Origin of the sequence: Pseudoalteromonas phenolica (assembly GCF_044788725.1) — a bacterium.
Lineage (GTDB): Bacteria > Pseudomonadota > Gammaproteobacteria > Enterobacterales > Alteromonadaceae > Pseudoalteromonas > Pseudoalteromonas phenolica_C.
Map to the genome: position 1 here is coordinate 723,706 of NZ_CP173161.1, position 17,723 is coordinate 741,428.

Here is a 17,723-nt window from a genome sequence, read left to right on the forward strand (position 1 = left end):
TAATAATGAATAGAAACGTCCTTTTCTTGGCTATCTGTCAGGGCTTAATGACCACAGGTAATATCTTATTAGTGACGATTTCTGCGCTGGTGGGTCAAGCATTAAGCCCATCGAGTGCACTCACAACTTTACCGGTCGCAACACAAATGCTGGGGTTATTACTGACAACGGTTCCTGCCTCATTACTGATGGCGAAAATAGGCCGTAAAAAAGGCTTTAGCTTGGGAAATCTAATCGGTATCAGCGGTACAGTTTTAGGGTTTTATTCATTATTGAATAGTCAGTTTTGGCTGTTTGCATTCGCCACTTTCTTAATCGGCGTTGGCATTGGCTTCGCAACTCTGTATCGCTTTGCTGCCATTGAAGCGAGTGACAACCCTGCTACTGCAATTTCAGCGGTGATGGCCAGCGGTGTGGTGGCGGCGGTGTTAGGTCCAAATTTGGCGGTGTGGGTGAACAAGCATTACCCTGAAATTAATTATGCCAATGCTTTTGTTGCCTTGATGGGACTTTATATTTTGGCTTTGTGTTTATTACAGCTTGTGAAGTTTAATGAACTCAGCCAAGCAAGTTCAGATAAACCGCAACGACCTCTATCTGAGATTATGACGCAGCCTAAGTTTTTGCTTGCCGTATTGATTGCGATGATCAGCTACACCACAATGAACTTGTTGATGACCGCCACACCTTTGGCGATGCATCGCCATGGTTATGATCTTGCTGAGTCAGCGCTTGTGATTGAATGGCATGTTTTAGGAATGTTTGTACCTTCATTTTTTACCGGTAAGTTAATTAATCGCTTTGGTCAGAGCAACATCATGCAAGCAGGTGTCGTCATTGTATTGCTATGTTGTTTGGTGAATTTAATGGGCCTGAGCCACTGGCACTTTTTAGTCGCTTTGTGTTTGTTAGGGGTTGGTTGGAACTTTATGTTTATTGCTGCTACTCAAATGGTCAGCGAGAGCTATTTACCCCATGAGCGGGCTAAGTCACAAGCCAGTAATGAGTTCCTCGTTTTTAGTATGGTGACGGTTTCTTCATTGGGTGCAGGCTGGCTTGAGGCTGAAATAGGCTGGCAGTTATTAAATATGCTGACTATTCCTGTGATGCTTTTGGCCGCGGCTATTATCTGGCGATTAAAGCCCAAACTTATAACAACACAAAGCGCAGTATAAAGTTTATAGCGAAATTGCAGTTGGCAATTTAAAAAAGCCAGTCACAATGCGATCCCGGTTTTGTAAGTCTTTGGCTTTATTTTTATATTGCTCAATAAACTGCTCAGGCGAGCCCGTTTTTTGTAATAGCGGTTCAGTGTCGCATACCGCCAAGGCACGCCATTTATTTATGGCATGCTCGGGGCATGAAGGCAGTACAGACAGTATATGCTTACTCTCATTAAACCCGCTATTCATTGTAAGTTCCAACATTTCATTGGTTGCAGCAGCAAACCAGCAACTGTTGTTTTCGGCAATACATACAATTGGGAAGTAAGGCGCAAGCGCTGGAAAAACATCATTTCTGTAGAGTGTTACTTGCCAATATCTTTTCGCAATAGTACAAAACTGCTCGAAGCTGGTGATGGCAGAGAAACCTGAATTAGCAACTGGTGTTATCTCAACTCTAGGTTTATTAGGGTTTACGGTATCGTTGGCGACATCAATATATAGATCATCGACTATCATGGCGTTTTGAAAGTATTCGTCTCTTAGGGAGCCCCATACTTGATTGATTTTATGGCCTGCTTGTAATTTCTCTATCAGTGGTGATAAAGCGTGATGAGGGTTTGAAGCTAATTCTTTTTTTAAAAGATCAAATACGGCATTACGAATTTCTTTACAGCGCCCAAGCGGGTAAGGTTTACCTGAAAAGTGCGGGTAGTCTTTTATCAGATCAATATCGGCCTTAATGCGCAGGTGTGCTAAATATTCAGTTAATTCAGTATGCTGTTGCTCAGTTAAGATCATTACAATATCCTTATCAGAAATTAAAAAGGGCCCATTCGCGGACCCTTTTACTATAAGTTAATTGTAAAGCTATTTCTTCTTTTTAACTTTGGCTTTTGCCTTTTTCTTGGCTTTTATTTTAGCCGGGTCTTTTTTCTTCTTAGGCAACTTCGCTGGTTTATTCTTAGGTTCTAACCCTTTAATAACGCGTGATTTTAGTTGTTGCTCAGTGTAACGCTGAACCTTGCCTAAAATAGCCATGTCATGGGCTTCAACTAAAGAGATTGCCGTGCCTTTTTTACCAGCGCGACCTGTACGGCCGATACGGTGTACATAAATGTCTGCTGTGCGCGGCATATCGAAGTTGAATACATGGGTAATGTCTTGAACATCAATACCACGTGCGGCAACGTCAGTTGCAACTAGAATGCGTGTACGGCCCGCTTGGAAGTTGGCCATGGCCGTCATACGCTTGTCTTGCGGCATTTCACCACGTAACCAAGTGGTTTTGATATCGTGAGAGTAAAGCTCTCCAACCAGCTTTTCTAGTCGCTCACGGGTTTTAACGAAGACAATCGCTTTTTGTACTTCTTCTTCGTTCTTAAGTAATTCAACAAGTAGTTTTAGCTTGTGATTATAGTCATCAGCTAGGTGCACCCATTGATGAATTTTGCCTTTCTCTTTACGCGATGGCTCTGCTTCAAGTAAGGCTGGATCATTAAGAATGCGATCTGCGAATAACTCAACGCTGTCGCCTTCAAGGGTGGCAGAGAATAAGAAACACTGACGACGATTTTTAGCTTCATCACAAATACGTAGCATTTCTTTTTTGAAACCCATGTCTAGCATGCGGTCGGCTTCATCAAGAATAAGTAGTTCTACGTTTTCGGCGTGGAAGTTTTCAGTTTCAAGATATTCCATCAAACGACCCGGTGTCGCGATTAAGATATCGTTGTTCTTTTCGAAAATTTCTTTGTGGCTGCCGTAGTTAATACCGCCGGTTACCACACCAATTTTAAGGTGGGTATTTGCCGCAAGTAGCTGACACTGTTCGTGTACTTGGTAGGCAAGCTCACGGGTAGGCGTCATAATTAATACACGCGCAAAGCCTGGATCGCGACGTGGGAAGTCTAACAAGTATTGGATTGCAGGAATTAAAAACGCAGCTGTTTTACCCGTGCCCGTCGGTGCTGAGGCAAGAATATCTCGACCCATCAGACCTTCAGGAATAGAAAGTTGTTGAATGCTGGTGGCGGTTTTGAATCCCATTTTATCAATAGCTGAGAGGACTTTACCGTCTAGATCAAATTCAGAAAATTGCATAGTGCATCATAAATAAAGGACAATGTGCTCAATTATACGCGTGATAGTGAATTTGGAAAAGCGAGATTATGGCAGGCTTTGCGTTTAAGCAGTTTTGTATTGAGCAAGAGAACACCGCAATGAAGGTCTCAACCGATGGAATTTTGCTTGGTGCTTGGGTGAATTTGTCTGGGGTAAAAAGCTTGCTAGATGTCGGTGCAGGCACAGGGTTGTTGTCTTTAATGTGTAGGCAACGTGCTGAATGTTTAGCTGTGACAGCCGTTGAAATTGAATCTGGCGCGTTTCAAGATGCAAGTTTGAATATTCAAAACAGCCCATGGCAGGGCGAAATAATTTTACACCAATCTGCCATTCAAGATTTTCAAACTGAAACTAAATTCGATTTAGTGATCAGTAATCCACCCTATTTTAACGACAGTTTAAAAGGGCCTTCTGCATCTCGAAATTTGGCGCGTCATACGGATTCATTGAGTTTCAGTGCGTTACTAAATGAATTTAAGCGATTATCTCACCCTAGAAGTCGCCTAGCGGTAGTACTACCTTACAAAGAAGGATTAGAGTTTATTGCGCTGGCGCAACAACAAAATTTGCATCTTGTGCGTAAATGCGAGGTGAAAACGACAGAGCGCAAGGCTGCCAGCCGTTTATTGCTCGAGTTTGAGTTTGCCACAAATAGTGGCCTGATTGAGCCTGAGAATACGGTGTTATGTATTCATGAAAACGGTCAATATAGCGAAGATTTTACTGCGCTTTGTCGAGGCTTTTACTTAAAAATGTAAAGTTGTTCCTTAATTGGGGAGTTTGCGCATTTTTGATTTAGATGCGCTAGAATACAAGGTTATATCTAGCAGTTTATATGTGCTGGATACCTTTTCTTTTTATAAATATTTCACGGGGTTTGTATGTCAGATAAGTGCTATATCACAGCACAGCAGTTGCTTGAGGATTCTTTTCGTTTAGCCGCGCAAGTTTATGATGATGGTTTCCGTCCAGACTTCATCATTGGTATTTGGCGAGGTGGTGCGCCTATCGGTATCGCTGTGCAAGAGTATTACGATTACAAAGGTATAGAGACAGATCATATTGCTGTTCGCACATCTTCTTACTATGGTATCGGCAAACAATCAAAAGAAATCAAAGTACACGGTCTTCATTACATCATCGAAAATGCCAATGCAGATGACTCGTTACTCATAGTGGACGATGTATTTGATTCAGGCCGCAGTATTTTCGCGTTAAAAGAAAAGCTTTCTGAACTAATGCGATTAAACTTGCCTAAAGACATTCGTACCGCTTGCCCTTACTACAAGCCAAAGAATACCAAAGTACCTATGAAGCCTGACTACTTCATTCACGAATCGGATGAATGGTTAGTGTTCCCGCATGAGTTATCAGGTTTAACGCCAGATGAAATTGCAGAGGGTAAATCGGATTTAAGCAACATCATTGATTTACTGGCTAAGTAATCAAAAAAGAGCCATAAATAAACCGCATCATATGCGGTTTTTTTATGGCAACTCTGTAGGTGATGTACAGAACGTTTTAATTTTATTTTATGCCCAACCGTCGTAACGTTTTCTACGCGATAAGAATAGTGTCAATATAACACCTATTAACAAGCCACCAATACCAACACCACCACCGTAAGTCAGCATTAAGTGCTGTTCAGCTTGTTCGGACGACAGAGCTTTTTGCTTTTCATCCACAACCGCTTTTTCAAGTCGCTGTATTGTTTGTTGCAAGTTTTGGTTTTCAGCCTGTAAATCTTGATTAAGCTGCTGTAAACGAGGCAGGTCAGTTTGCGCATCGTTCAGCGCTTGCTGTGTTTGCTGTAATTGTTGCCCAAGTTCATCTAATTGATGGGCGAGGCCAGGTTGGCTTGAAACGAATTGTGTTTCAATCCAGACTTCTCGACCTTTGTCATCGGTGATCTGCTGAAAACCATTTTCATTGCCCGCCATAATTGCCACTTGGCTACCGGCATCTACTGATCCAACAATACGATAGTTCTTACCTGGTCCAGAATGCACGTATACAAAAAGGTTATCTGAGATATAGGCTACATTTTCGCTGTTGATACTGACTTCAGTTGCTTGCACGTCTTCAGCGAGTGAATAGTGCGAAAAAAGTGCGAAAAGTGTTGGCACTAAGATACGTTTTAACATCCGTGACCCTTATAGAGAGTTGTTTCTTGAGATAGTATGAATTTCAAGGAGTAATATCAAGTGAAGCACTAAACTTCCTTGAACTTGCTGCAAAAAGATTGCAAATACCCGCTGCTTTGTATATTTTTACCGTTCTACAATTATATAGGTAATCACTTGCCCTAATGGACACTGAAATAGAACTGAAGTTTTTACTTTCAGACAATGAGGTTCCTCTTATCCCAGGACTCATTATGCAGTTTGCAAAAACTGTAAAAAATAAACCTTCCAAGAACCTAAAAAACGCCTACTTTGATACTCCAAACCGAGAGTTAAGAGCACTCGATATTGGTTTGAGAACACGTTGCTGTGATGAGCAATGTGAACAAACGATCAAGTTGGCAGGGCAAGTTGTTGGTGGTTTGCACCAGCGTCCTGAATATAATTTACCGATAGATACACCTCGTCCAAATATTTTGGCATTTAAGCAAGATATTTGGCCGCATGGCATGCAGATCACTGCCATTAGTGACAATCTATTTCCAATTTTCAGTACTAACTTTATTCGCCGAACTTGGTTGATTGAAACTGAGCAAGGTTCAAAAATTGAAGTGGTGCTTGATAAAGGTGAAATTGTCGCACAAGGCCAAGTCGAAGCTATTTCAGAATTAGAAATTGAATTAGTAGAAGGCCAACGCAGTGACTTATTTTTGCTGGCTGATCATTTAATTGGCTTGGGCGGTCTACGCTTGGGCTTATATTCAAAAGCGGCGAGGGGCTATCGCCTTGCTGATGATAAGCCATTAAAGCCTAATAAATACATCGGTGTTGTTAAACTCAATCGTCATGCGACGCAAGAGCAAGCGCTAGTTCAATGTGTTAACTACGGCATTGAATTTGTGCAAAAGCATGAGCAATGTTATTTCAATAAACCAAGCCTAAAAACGCTTAAACGCGTTATAGATGGCATAAACCTTATCAAACATGCTTTCAAATTGTTCGAACCTATTATCGAAGGTCATTCAACAGAGCGTTTGTTGAGTGAGATGAATTGGTTGCTCGACGAACTTGATTGGGTTGAAGATGCTATTCACCTGAAAACTTATACTTCAAAACGCCATGCATATTATAAAAAAATTAATAATGCAGATGAATTAGCAACGCTTATTGATGACTTGAAATCTGAACAGCCTAGTATCACAGACATTGAAGATTTATTTCATAGTCCGCGCTACAACAGATTGTTACTTACCTTAACTCGCTGGTTAGTCGATAAAGGTTGGCGTCAAGAGTGGAATCAGCATGCTGTATCTGCTGCTGAATCTCCAATTAAAGAAGTGGCAATGGCTGCTTTTGAACAAGACTGGCAGAAGTTGCAATCTGAATTGCCAGAAGGTAAAGACTTGTGTACTGAGGATTACTTAGCATTACGTGCTTTACTTGATTGTTCATTGCTTAGTGGCAACTGTTTAGGCTCTTTGTATGACAAAGAAACACGACAAGCTTTTAGAACGCCTTGGATCGATATCGCTTATGGTATCTATGAGCTAGAGACATTAGCTTACCTTAAATCGCTATGCGAGCAGCAAAACTTGCCTGAACTCGAAGAGATTGAGCAATGGTTAGCAAAGAAAGCCGATTTTTTAGTTCAGGCGATGGAACAGAGTCGTAAGGCGTCTCTTAATAGCATGCCTTACTGGCGTTAGTCTATGAATAAGCTCTATAAATGCTTGTTATGGAGCTTATTTACTATTTGTTTGTTAAGCAGTTATAGCAGCTATGCTAGTTGGCATAATTGGTTTAATAAAGATCTCCTGTCTATTAGTTATAAAAAACGCGGATCAGATCTTATTGAGATAAAAGCTGAGGTGTTTTATCCCAATGTGAATCGCCAAGCTTTCTTTAATCTTTTAAATGATATTGATAATGCAGCGACTTGGTTGAGTAATGTTGAATCTGTCAGTGTACTTGCTAAGCCAAACTCAGCCGAAAATATCGTCCTGACCCGATTAAATGCGCCTTGGCCTGTAAAAGACAGGGTTATGCTTACTCACTCATGCCATAAAGCATTATCCAATACAGTATCTAAATTATTTATACGAGCGGTGCCAAAAGCACAAAGGGCTGCTTATATGTCAGAGGATTTATCAGATTCTTTTATATTTGTATCTCCAGTTGATGGTTATTGGCAACTTGAAGAGAAAGATTCGGGGCTATTTATTACCCACCAAATCTATGCTGATCCTCAAGGAAAAATACCAATCTGGCTGAGTAATAAAACGGCGTTGAAAGGTGTAAAAAAGACTTTTCAGAATATGGCTGATAAAATTTATAATACTCAATACAAAGGTGAAAATAACTTTACCACTTCTTTGTGTTCGGCTTTTGAGTAATCCCTTTTCCTCAACTACACTCAGCTAACAAAGACCTAAAAAATTCCGCATATGATCGACATTGATGACAAGGTGTTGGCAGATCTGAAATCTGGTTTTAGTTTGCCTTCAAAACCTGAAGTATTACAAAACTTGCAAAACGAATTAAGTAGCGATGAACCCGAGCTTGGAAATATTGCAGAGATCATCAGTGAAGATGTAGGTACCGCCGCCGCAGTATTGAAAGTGATTAATTCTCCGGCTTACGGGATGTCTAGGACCATTACGGATATCCGTCAAGCTGTAATGTTTTTGGGTGTAAACTGTATAACCCAATTAGTGACAGGGCACTTACTTAAAAACGCATTTTCTCAAGAGCAATGTTGTATTTCATTGCAGCGCTTCTGGGATAATGCCACAGATATTTCTCACCTTGCTATGGCGATTGGTAAAAAAATTAAGACTACAGTGCCACTTGAAAACCTGCAATTGCTTGGCTTGTTCCATGATTCAGGCATACCCGCGATGGCAATGCGCTTTAATAATTATAATGATTTAATGACTCGTGCAATTCAGCGAGGTGAACAAAGCCTACTTTACTATGAAGAACAGATTTACCCAGTAAGCCATACCATTGTGGGTTATTATCTAGCTTCTTCTTGGCACTTGCCTAAGCCTATTTGTCAGATGATTTTACGCCACCATGATGAGTCATATTTAAAAGAAGAAGCAGATCAGACATTAAAAGCGACTTTTGCAACCATGAAACTGGCAGAAAATTTAGCCTTTGAAGCGAAACACTTTAGACCTTGTGGCGATTGGCATGCATTTAAAGATTTAGTGATGGTTGCACTTGAGCTAAGTGATGATGATTATGTTGATTTAAAAGAAGACGTAGAAGAGTATTTTATTCATTAATACCAATCCGCTTAACTAAGTGGTCTATTTTGAGGCAAGAAAACCTTGTTGGTAGCATCGCTCACGCGTCCTGCTATCACTGAGGTACCTACATCCATGTAGGCAAGGCAAATATTTCGTTATTTAGTTGTTCTAAATGAGAAATCTTTAACGCAGCTATCATCAGGTTTAATCCCTCAAAATGATTAAGTGTTATTGCGGATTGGTATAACCCCATTCATTAACTGCAAACATTAAAAAAGGCGCTCCTTTTCAGGTAAGCGCCTTTTTAACAGATGGCTTAATTATAGGCCAGCAGCTGCTCTTAGTGCGTCTGCTTTGTCTGTTTTTTCCCAGCTAAATGCTGTGAAAGTGTCATCACCAACCGTCATTTCGAACGGTTCACGACCGAAGTGACCGTACGCTGCAGTCATTTGGTACATCGGGTGAAGTAGGTCTAGCATCTTAGTGATACCGTAAGGACGTAAGTCGAAGTGCTCACGTACTAGCTCTACTAGTTTTTCTTCAGAAACTTTACCAGTACCGAAAGTGTCGATAGTGATTGATGTAGGCTCTGCAACACCGATAGCGTAAGAAACTTGGATTTCACACTTATCAGCAAGGCCAGCTGCAACAATGTTCTTAGCAACATAACGACCAGCGTAAGCTGCGCTACGGTCAACCTTTGATGGATCTTTACCAGAGAAAGCACCACCACCGTGACGTGCCATACCGCCGTATGTGTCAACGATGATTTTACGGCCTGTAAGACCACAGTCACCTACTGGACCACCGATCACGAAACGACCAGTTGGGTTGATGAAGTATTTAGTGTTTTCAGTTAATAGCTCAGCTGGTAGCGTGTGCTTGATGATGTTTTCCATTACAGCATCAACCAATGCATCTTGCTCGATATCTGGGTTGTGCTGAGTTGAAAGTACAACAGCATCGATAGCAACAGGTTTACCATCTTCATATACGAAAGTTACCTGAGATTTAGCATCTGGACGTAACCAAGGTAGGATACCTGATTTACGTGCTTCAGCTTGACGCTCTACTAACAAATGAGAGTAGTAAAGTGGCGCAGGCATAAGCGTTGGTGTTTCGTTAGTTGCGTAACCAAACATTAGACCTTGGTCACCAGCGCCTTGCTCTTCAGGCTTAGTGCGGTCTACACCTTGTGCAATTTCAGGTGATTGTTGACCGATAAGGTTCATGATGCCACATGTGTCACCATCAAAACCTACATCAGAAGACGTGTAACCGATATCAGTGATTACTTTACGCGTGATTGACTCTAGGTCTACCCAAGCATCTGTTGAAATTTCACCAGAGATGATCGCAACGCCTGTTTTAACCATAGTTTCACAAGCAACACGTGCGTGTTTGTCTTGCGTAATGATTGCATCTAGTACCGCATCAGAGATCTGATCAGCGATTTTATCCGGATGACCTTCAGAAACAGACTCAGAAGTAAATAAGTGTTTTGCCATTGTATCTATGCTCACAAATATTGCGCTTCACGAACATCGGGGATAGCGCGAAAAAATAAGGGGCGTATTCTATCTAAAACAAATTAACTTGCCTAGTTTTTTTACGCCTAGACGTCTGAATTAGATTTTTTCAATTGCAGATCCTGAAATATGCAGGTTTAGCCCTCGTTTTCTCAGGTATTTACGTTGCAGTAAGTACCATAAATGAGTCAGAATGAAGGCACTGACATTTCAGCGCAACACAATTAAAGGTAGGAGAATTCATGCCGTCACGCAAAGAACTTGCAAATGCCATTCGCGTTCTGTCTATGGACGCAGTACAAAAAGCTAAGTCTGGTCACCCGGGAGCACCTATGGGTATGGCTGATATCGCAGAAGTACTATGGCGCGATTATTTAAAGCACAACCCAAGCAACCCAGAGTGGGCTGACAGAGACCGCTTTATTCTGTCAAATGGCCACGGCTCTATGCTTATTTATTCTTTGTTGCACCTGAGCGGTTATGATCTTTCTATTGATGATCTGAAAAACTTCCGTCAAATGCATTCTAAAACACCGGGTCACCCAGAATACGGCTATGCGCCAGGTGTAGAAACAACAACTGGCCCACTTGGTCAGGGTATTACTAATGCGGTAGGTATGGCGATTGCTGAAAAAGCACTTGCAGCACAATTCAACCGTGACGAATTTGATATTGTAAACCACTACACTTACACCTTCTTAGGCGATGGCTGTTTAATGGAAGGTATTTCACATGAAGCTTGTTCATTAGCTGGTACGCTAGGTCTTGGTAAGCTTATCGCATTCTGGGATGACAACGGCATCTCAATCGATGGTGAAGTCGAAGGTTGGTTCAGCGATGATACACCTAAGCGTTTTGAATCTTACGGTTGGCATGTAATCGCTGACGTAGACGGTCACGATAGTGATGCAATTAAAGCGGCAATCGAAGCGGCACGTGCAGAAACTGACAAGCCAACGCTTATTTGTTGTAAGACAGTGATTGGTTACGGTTCACCAAACAAATCAGGTAGCCATGATTGTCACGGCGCACCATTAGGTGATGAAGAAATTAAAGCAGCACGTGAATTCCTTGGTTGGGATCACGATGCGTTTGAAATCCCTGAAGACATTTATGCTAAGTGGGATGCTTCTTCTCGTGGCCAACAAGCACAAAGCCACTGGTTAGTGAAATTCACTGAGTACCAAATGGCGTATCCTGAGCTTGCGGCTGAGTTTGAGCGTCGTATGAAAGGCGAATTACCTGCAAACTGGCAAGCTGAAACTGAAAAGTACATTGCAGAGCTTCAAGCAAACCCGGCTAATCCTGCGACACGTAAAGCATCACAAAATACACTGAATGCATTTGGTCCAATTCTACCTGAATTTATGGGTGGCTCTGCTGACCTTGCAGGTTCTAACCTGACGCTATGGGAAGGTTCAAAAGGCTTAACAGCTGATGATGCTTCAGGTAACTACATTTTCTACGGTGTACGTGAATTTGGTATGTCTGCAATCATGAATGGTATTGCACTTCACAAAGGCTTTGTACCTTACGGTGCAACTTTCTTAATGTTCATGGAGTACGCGCGTAACGCGGTACGTATGGCGGCATTAATGAAGCAGCCAAGCATCTTTGTTTATACTCACGATTCAATTGGTCTGGGTGAAGATGGTCCTACGCACCAACCGGTTGAGCAAATTGCCAGCATGCGTTTAACACCTAACCTAGTAAACTGGCGTCCATGTGACCAAGTTGAATCAGCTGTTGCTTGGCAACAAGCGATTGAGCGTAAAGATGGCCCAACATCACTTATCTTTACTCGCCAAGGTTTAGAGCAACAAGCACGTGACGAAGCACAAGTTGCTGCAATCAAGCAAGGTGGTTATGTACTTAGCTGTGACGGTAACCCTGAGCTTATCTTCATTGCTACGGGTTCTGAAGTACAACTAGCCGTTGATGCTGCAAAAGAGTTACGCTTACAAGGCAAAAAGGTACGTGTTGTGTCTATGCCTTCTACTGATGTATTTGATGCACAGTCAGCTGAATATAAAGAAAGCATTTTACCAGCAGCAGTAACACGTCGTGTTGCCGTTGAAGCGGGTATTGCTGACTACTGGTTTAAGTATGTTGGCTTAAATGGTGCTGTAGTGGGTATGTCAACATTTGGTGAGTCAGCACCAGCTGGTGAGCTATTTGAGCACTTCGGCTTCACGGTTGATAATGTGGTAGCACAAGCTAACCGTTTATTTGCTTAATCTATAAAGCAAATAAAGTAATCTTAAACCCGCACTTGCTGCGGGTTTTTTATTTCAAAAATTCTTAGTACAAACTCTCAAAGTTCCCTTCTTTATTAAAAAGCTGGTTAGGAATAGTACTTTCATTTTCGCAAAGTGCGATGCAAATGGGTAAAGTAACTAGCTTGCTGATTGCTAACTTATTGAAAGTATTAAGCTAGGATGTTGGTATACTTTAAGCTTGTTTCTCAATACTTTTATTTTGGGGAACTTAAGATGAAACAAAGAATATTCAGTGTTCTTATCGGTGTTGCCTCTCTACCCAGTTTAGCCGTTACGGTTGGTGGGATTGACTTTAATTACCTAAATGGCGTTCTGCCCACAGACACACTCAGCTATAGTTTAAAGGGTAAGCCTCTCACCAATATTTCTAATGTTGGGTCACAATTACCTACGGATGTTCTTACTAATATCTACTCAATGTTGCCAGAAGGGCAATATGTTAATACTGCGTTTGTAGACAGTAATCTGCTTAGTAATATAGTAATTAAAGATGAAAGTGAACTTGATGAGACATTTGTAACGGCCACCGCCAATGTAACATTTTTAAATGAAGGTGCAGGGTATAGAAACACGCTTGGTTATTTTGTTTTTGATGCTGATAATCCCCCCCAGAGTATTGCTGATATATCGCAACATACGATAATTTTTCCAAATTGCTCAAAGCCGGGTGAGGGGGAAATGTCGCAAGGCGATAGGATGGAACTCGGAATAGATTTACAACCAGGCCAGGCACTTGGTTTCTTTGTTATTCCTAACGGTTGGGGGTGGGAAGGCAGTCTAGGTAACATAGTCAATCTAGGGCCATGGAATACGCCCTTCTATAGTGTCCCAGCTTTAAACCCTGAAGCAGATGAAATAAACGAACACAATGTGGTGTTTTACGATGCACAAAATGAATTCTTTGTGATCGGATTCGACGATCAACATCGCTCGCAAGGCGATAATGACTTTAATGATTTGTTATTTTCGGTAGAAGTGACACCAAGCTACGCAGTACAAGGCGTAAATGAAAATGGTTCAGTCGATTCAGGTACATACCAGCTGTTGGAACAGACAGATACGTCAGTCACAAATACCAGCTACTACCCAAGCCAAAGTGGTTATGCGACTTTGGCTTTTGAGGATAAATGGCCAAAAATGGGCGACTATGATTTCAACGATGTTGTTATTAAATATCGCATGTCGCAAACCTTTAACAATCAAAATAGAATGATAGAACTTGTGATTGACTATCAATTAGTTGCTACAGGTGCATCATTCCATAATGGGTTTGCGATTCAAATACCAGACGTTGATATAAGCGCAGTCACCTCTGCAGTTATGACCTATAACGGTGAAGAGGTCAGTAGTAACTTTTTGGAGGCAACAAATAAGTTAAACATGAAGTTACTCGATGATAATAACACATTTGATGAAGCTTATGATGTGGCGAGAGAGTTAGCAAATACGAGTTGTCAGTTCTATAGAACTATGCCAAGTTGTATAGAGCCTGCGATGGATTTTTTCAAAGTGATTCTTACTTTTGATCCGAACCAAATGCCTTCGACTGTCTCACTTCCGCCATTTGACCCTTATATTTATGCGCTTGATGGGCAATATCATGGGCCATATGGAACACGTAACTGGGAAGCGCATCTTAAGCAGTTTTCTGGTAGTGAATTATTTGACAGCGGGTTGTTTGGTCAGGTAGATGATGCCACTCAAACACCGAACTACTTTATCAATACCAATCAATTTCCGTGGGCAATTAATATCACCAGCGACTGGAAACACCCACAAGAGAGTGTTGATATTAGAAATGCTTACCCCAAATTTGCTGACTGGGTTACTTCATCAGGCGAGCAAGAGAAATCTTGGTATTTGCTTGAAAATGCAACTAAGACCAAGCTATACGAACAAGAGTAGGAGGTTAACATGAAAAGTTTATTAACATCGGCTCTATCAGGTTTTATGGTGATAACTACTTTGACAGCATGTGGAGGCGGCTCAGATGCTGATAAAGTTCAAGAAGCGCCACAAGCAAGTGTAAGTTCGAGCACAAGTACTTCTTCGCCTGTTCAAGAAAATAAAGAGCCAAGCACTCAGGATTTAGTTGCTGCTTCAGATTTTGATTTTAGGACTGATATGAAAGTTGAAGTAACGGTGTCCGGATTGAAATCAGAAAGCGGTAAACTTGTCTTTTATCATGGAGTAGGATTTCATGATGAAAAGACTAATATCTATTATCCTGCCTATGAGAATCGATTAACTTCAATGTTTGCTTTGAATGACTCTAGTCAATCAATGCAGGTAGATGGTAACTGGGAATATTTAACCGTAGAGTGGTTACCTATGGATGCTGGAATAAGTGAGGTCTACAAAGTGATTAAACTCACTGGTGATAGCAGTTATTCTCTAAATTTTGAGTAGTTTACTTAACTGATAAGTAGTAACAAGAAAAGACGACAATGAATGGTCGTCTTTTTTGTGTTTATTATGGGTTTTGTGATAGGTATAAAAATTTTATTAAATTAAAAAGTACTTAAGTTTCAATCAAGCTTTGAAAGCGGTGTAAAGATGAAGAAGGATGACATTAAGCTGGTTAATACAGTACCAGAACAATTAGTAATCTTAGAGGGATGGGAGCAGCAAGCTGGTGTAGGTGAATTTATCTTGGCCAACTCCAAAGAGCAGCACTTGGTCAGTATGCAAGAGCCTACAATTCAATACTTGTCAGTTTTTCAGAATGAACAGTTGGTGGGATTTATTATCCTTGCTTTGGAGCCCAATAACACTATTGAGTTTAGGCGCATAGTGATAGGTCATCGCGGTGCTGGAATAGGGCAGTTGGCTATTCGAGCAATGGAGCAATATTGCCTTGAGCACTTCGCTTGTCAGCGTATTTGGTTAGATGTGTTCGACTTTAATGAAAGAGGGCAACACATCTACCGTAAACTTGGCTATCAAGAATTTAAACGCTGTCAGCATGGAGTGCATCAGTTGCTACTCTTCGAAAAGTATTTTTAATTTGCTTTGGCATAATCACTCGGTGAAATGCCAAAGTAGCGAGTAAATTCGCGACTAAACTGAGTGGCGCTTTCATAACCTACTTGCGCAGCGGCTTGCTTTACTTTGATCCCTTGATCTTGTAGTAAATCTTTCGCTTTAGATAATCTCAGCTTCTTTACGTATTGAATGGGTGAAGATGCGGTTATCTGTTTAAAATTACGGTGAAACGTCGAGGCGCTCATATTTGCCATACTCGCGAGTTGTTCAACATCAAGTTTATCGTCATAGTGATTATGCAGGTGTTTAAGTGTACGCTCCATTTTAGACATATGCGTATTATGTGAAACTAAATCAAATAAAGGCGACGCTTGTGGGCCTTGTAATACGTGATAAAAAACCTCTCGAACCAAGCCTTTCCCAATTATGTCAGATTGTAACTTTGAGCCTAAACAGTCAACTAATCGAGTGAGCGTGCAAGATAAAGCATCAGTATTTTCACTGACGAATAGGCCTTTTGCATTGCTAATTTTATCGCTGCTATTTAGCTTACCATGTTCATCGAACACCCTTACTAACTCCCCAAGTACAGGCATGTCAAAATCGATGATTAATGACAATAAAGGATTGTTGTTTGTTAGCTGTGTTTCACATTCTGCAGGTAAAGGCACGGTGAGTACCAAATAATTATCTGGGTTATAGGTATAAATTCGCTCATCGAAAAAGACCCGTTTTTGCCCCTGTAGAACGAAAATAATACCTTGGCTGTAACACAGTGGCGTTCTTTGTGCGCTTTCACTGCTTTTATAGATACCAACGCCGTTAATAAATGTCTGGTTGTAGCCTTCAGAGGGCGCTAATAGTTCGAGTTGTTTAATGAGTGATTGCATCGTTCTTCACCAAATTATGTCATGGAGTAAGTATATCAAGGGCAAAAGCGTTTTTGAGTTGTTTTCTTGTTGGTGAGAGTTTTAGGCATGAAATTGATGGTTTAAGTCATTTTAATAAAGCTATGAGTTGCTATTCTGTACTTAACAAAACACATAGGGGCACATTATGCAAAACTTTGATTTTTACAATCCGACTCGAATCGTATTTGGTCAAGATAGACTGGGTGAACTAGATAAACTTATCCCAGCATCGGCAAAAGTACTGGTTTTATATGGTGGTGGTAGCGTTAAGCGCTTTGGCACTCTAGAAAAAGTGGTTAGTAATTTAGGTGATCGCGAAGTAATAGAGTTTGGTGGTATTGAGCCAAATCCACAATTTGAGACTTTAATGAAAGCCGTAAATGTGGTGAAAGAGAACGACATCGACTTTTTGCTTGCTGTTGGCGGTGGCTCAGTGATGGATGGCACAAAATTTATCGCCTTAGCAGCGAATGCTGAAAAAGATCATCATACATTATTGTTCCACGGCTTTAATCCTGTGCCAGTTGAAAAAGCGGTGCCACTTGGTTGTATTGCGACGTTGCCTGCGACAGGTTCTGAAATGAATGCCTTTTCTGTGGTGACCTACAACGAACAAAAATACCCGATTACATCGCCACTGGTGTATCCACAATTTTCAGTATTAGACCCAGACTTTACTTTCTCTTTACCAAAAGAGCAGGTGGCGAATGGCGTAGCAGATGCATTTGTGCACGTAGTTGAGCAGTACCTAACTCAGCCTGTCGGCGCAAAAGTGCAAGATAGATTCTCTGAGGGGATTTTAAAAACCTTAATTGAAGATGGCCCAGTCACTTACCAAAGTGATGATTTAGCGGCTCGTAAGAACTTTATGTGGTCAGCTACATCTGCTCTGAATGGCATTATCGGTGTTGGTGTACCGCAAGATTGGTCAACTCACATGATTGGCCATGAGCTGACTGCGATGTTCGGTATTGCACATGGTCGTACACTTGCCATTGTTCTTCCTAGCTTATTAAGAGCACGTAAAGCGCAAAAGCATGACAAGCTAGTACAATTTGCTGAGCGTGTATGGGACATTACAGACGGTACTGAAGACGAGAAAATTAATCAAGCGATAGATAAGACAGAAGCGTTTTTCAACTCGTTAGATATTGTGACTGCACTGTCTCACTACGGTATCGATGATGACGGTATTGATACGGTAGTAGCTAATATGGAAAAAATGGGCTTAACCCAACTAAGCGAAACCGGTGACCTAACGTTAGATATCGTTAAAGAAATACTTTTAGCAGCGAAGTAAACTTATTTAATTTAACCTGAGCTTTGGTTAATTTATCTTATAAAAAAGGAGCCGT

Annotated in this window: 16 protein-coding genes; 11 read left to right on the forward strand and 5 right to left on the reverse strand. The window is 41.1% G+C overall.

Annotated features, from left to right (window positions below; translation table 11 throughout):
• Window positions 1-5 precede the first annotated feature (5 nt).
• Window positions 6-1,175: an MFS transporter gene (locus ACH784_RS03350; protein WP_404393541.1), complete on the forward strand. Its 1,170-nt coding sequence runs from the start codon at window positions 6-8 to the stop codon at window positions 1,173-1,175.
• A gap of 3 nt (window positions 1,176-1,178) precedes the next feature.
• On the opposite strand, the gene ACH784_RS03355 is transcribed toward ACH784_RS03350, so the two are convergent.
• A complete protein-coding gene (locus ACH784_RS03355; protein ID WP_404393543.1) occupies window positions 1,179-1,964 on the reverse strand; it encodes a hypothetical protein in 786 nt (261 codons plus the stop codon).
• Window positions 1,965-2,033: 69 nt separating this feature from the next.
• A complete protein-coding gene (gene srmB, locus ACH784_RS03360) occupies window positions 2,034-3,266 on the reverse strand; it encodes an ATP-dependent RNA helicase SrmB (RefSeq protein ID WP_058030869.1) in 1,233 nt (410 codons plus the stop codon).
• Between the two features lie 68 nt (window positions 3,267-3,334).
• On the opposite strand from srmB, the gene ACH784_RS03365 reads away from it, so the two are divergent.
• Window positions 3,335-4,045, forward strand: a complete 711-nt coding sequence (locus ACH784_RS03365) for a tRNA1(Val) (adenine(37)-N6)-methyltransferase (protein WP_404393546.1) — start codon at window positions 3,335-3,337, stop codon at window positions 4,043-4,045.
• Between the two features lie 123 nt (window positions 4,046-4,168).
• A complete protein-coding gene (locus tag ACH784_RS03370) occupies window positions 4,169-4,732 on the forward strand; it encodes a phosphoribosyltransferase (protein WP_404393548.1) in 564 nt (187 codons plus the stop codon).
• Window positions 4,733-4,819: 87 nt separating this feature from the next.
• On the opposite strand, the gene ACH784_RS03375 is transcribed toward ACH784_RS03370, so the two are convergent.
• Window positions 4,820-5,431 (reverse strand): TIGR04211 family SH3 domain-containing protein, encoded by a 612-nt coding sequence (locus tag ACH784_RS03375; protein ID WP_404393550.1) that lies wholly within the window; start codon window positions 5,429-5,431, stop codon window positions 4,820-4,822.
• 164 nt (window positions 5,432-5,595) lie between these two features.
• Here ACH784_RS03375 and ACH784_RS03380 point away from each other — a divergent pair, with 164 nt between their 5' ends.
• Genes ACH784_RS03380 through ACH784_RS03390 form a run of 3 tightly spaced genes read left to right on the forward strand, consistent with a single transcriptional unit; the run spans window position 5,596 to window position 8,700 of the window.
• Window positions 5,596-7,116 carry a CYTH domain-containing protein gene (locus ACH784_RS03380; protein WP_404393552.1) on the forward strand — a complete coding sequence of 507 codons (1,521 nt, stop codon included), beginning with the start codon at window positions 5,596-5,598 and terminating at the stop codon, window positions 7,114-7,116.
• 3 nt (window positions 7,117-7,119) lie between these two features.
• A complete protein-coding gene (locus ACH784_RS03385) occupies window positions 7,120-7,803 on the forward strand; it encodes a hypothetical protein (RefSeq protein ID WP_404393554.1) in 684 nt (227 codons plus the stop codon).
• A gap of 51 nt (window positions 7,804-7,854) precedes the next feature.
• Window positions 7,855-8,700, forward strand: a complete 846-nt coding sequence (locus ACH784_RS03390) for an HDOD domain-containing protein (protein WP_404393556.1) — start codon at window positions 7,855-7,857, stop codon at window positions 8,698-8,700.
• Window positions 8,701-8,984: 284 nt separating this feature from the next.
• On the opposite strand, the gene metK is transcribed toward ACH784_RS03390, so the two are convergent.
• Window positions 8,985-10,172, reverse strand: coding sequence for a methionine adenosyltransferase (metK, locus tag ACH784_RS03395; RefSeq protein WP_404393558.1), 1,188 nt, complete (start codon window positions 10,170-10,172; stop codon window positions 8,985-8,987).
• 263 nt (window positions 10,173-10,435) lie between these two features.
• Here metK and tkt point away from each other — a divergent pair, with 263 nt between their 5' ends.
• The 4 genes from tkt (at window position 10,436) to ACH784_RS03415 (ending at window position 15,478) form a co-directional block, all read left to right on the forward strand.
• Window positions 10,436-12,430: a transketolase gene (gene tkt / locus ACH784_RS03400; RefSeq protein ID WP_404393560.1), complete on the forward strand. Its 1,995-nt coding sequence runs from the start codon at window positions 10,436-10,438 to the stop codon at window positions 12,428-12,430.
• A 255-nt stretch (window positions 12,431-12,685) separates the two neighbouring features.
• The gene (locus ACH784_RS03405) at window positions 12,686-14,377 is read left to right on the forward strand and encodes an LruC domain-containing protein (protein WP_404393562.1); all 1,692 of its coding nucleotides are present in this window, start codon (window positions 12,686-12,688) and stop codon (window positions 14,375-14,377) included.
• 9 nt (window positions 14,378-14,386) lie between these two features.
• The gene (locus tag ACH784_RS03410; RefSeq protein ID WP_404393564.1) at window positions 14,387-14,881 is read left to right on the forward strand and encodes a hypothetical protein; all 495 of its coding nucleotides are present in this window, start codon (window positions 14,387-14,389) and stop codon (window positions 14,879-14,881) included.
• A gap of 147 nt (window positions 14,882-15,028) precedes the next feature.
• Entirely contained in the window at window positions 15,029-15,478 is a 450-nt protein-coding gene (locus ACH784_RS03415) for a GNAT family N-acetyltransferase (RefSeq protein WP_404393566.1), read from the forward strand.
• On the opposite strand, the gene ACH784_RS03420 is transcribed toward ACH784_RS03415, so the two are convergent.
• The gene (locus ACH784_RS03420; protein ID WP_404393568.1) at window positions 15,475-16,347 is read right to left on the reverse strand and encodes an AraC family transcriptional regulator N-terminal domain-containing protein; all 873 of its coding nucleotides are present in this window, start codon (window positions 16,345-16,347) and stop codon (window positions 15,475-15,477) included. The two genes, ACH784_RS03415 and ACH784_RS03420, sit on opposite strands and share 4 nt — an antisense overlap.
• 166 nt (window positions 16,348-16,513) lie before the next feature.
• On the opposite strand from ACH784_RS03420, the gene ACH784_RS03425 reads away from it, so the two are divergent.
• The gene (locus ACH784_RS03425) at window positions 16,514-17,668 is read left to right on the forward strand and encodes an iron-containing alcohol dehydrogenase (protein WP_404393570.1); all 1,155 of its coding nucleotides are present in this window, start codon (window positions 16,514-16,516) and stop codon (window positions 17,666-17,668) included.
• Window positions 17,669-17,723: the final 55 nt, after the last annotated feature.